Raw genomic sequence first — 379 nt, 5'->3', positions numbered from 1 at the left:
AGGAGATGAAACACGTCCGGGGCGCGCCCTACCATCCCCAGACCCAGGGCAAGATTGAGCGCTGGCACCAGACCTTAAAGAACCGCATCCTGCTGGAGAACTACTTCCTGCCCGGCGACCTGGAGGCCCAGATCGGCGCCTTCATCGAGCACTACAACCACGCCCGCTATCACGAGAGCCTGGAGAATGTGACACCAGCCGACGTCTACTTCGGCCGGGCCGCCGACATCCTGCGCCGCCGCGCCAGCGTCAAGCGACAGACCCTCGAACATCGGCGCTTGCAGCACCGCAAAATCGCCGCCTAGATATCAACCCCAGATGAGGCCAACCCTCCGCTAAATCCGCAGCCCGGCTGTCTCAAAACTTCTGACGACGTACA

General features: G+C 62.0%; 2 protein-coding genes. One reads left to right on the top strand and one right to left on the bottom strand.

The window, feature by feature from the left end; genetic code table 11:
• A partial coding sequence (locus AX690_RS12920; protein WP_156449658.1) for an integrase core domain-containing protein occupies positions 1 to 305 on the top strand: 305 nt, incomplete at its 5' end.
• Here the strand turns inward: AX690_RS12920 and AX690_RS24275 are convergent.
• Positions 302 to 379: hypothetical protein (locus AX690_RS24275; protein WP_369798212.1), on the bottom strand; the 78-nt coding region annotated here is incomplete at its 5' end. The two genes, AX690_RS12920 and AX690_RS24275, sit on opposite strands and share 4 nt — an antisense overlap.

Origin of the sequence: Caulobacter sp. CCH9-E1 (assembly GCF_001556515.1) — a bacterium.
Classification (GTDB): domain Bacteria; phylum Pseudomonadota; class Alphaproteobacteria; order Caulobacterales; family Caulobacteraceae; genus Caulobacter.
Note: the sequence above shows the minus strand (reverse complement) of the source record. Positions and strands in the feature narration are given on the sequence as shown.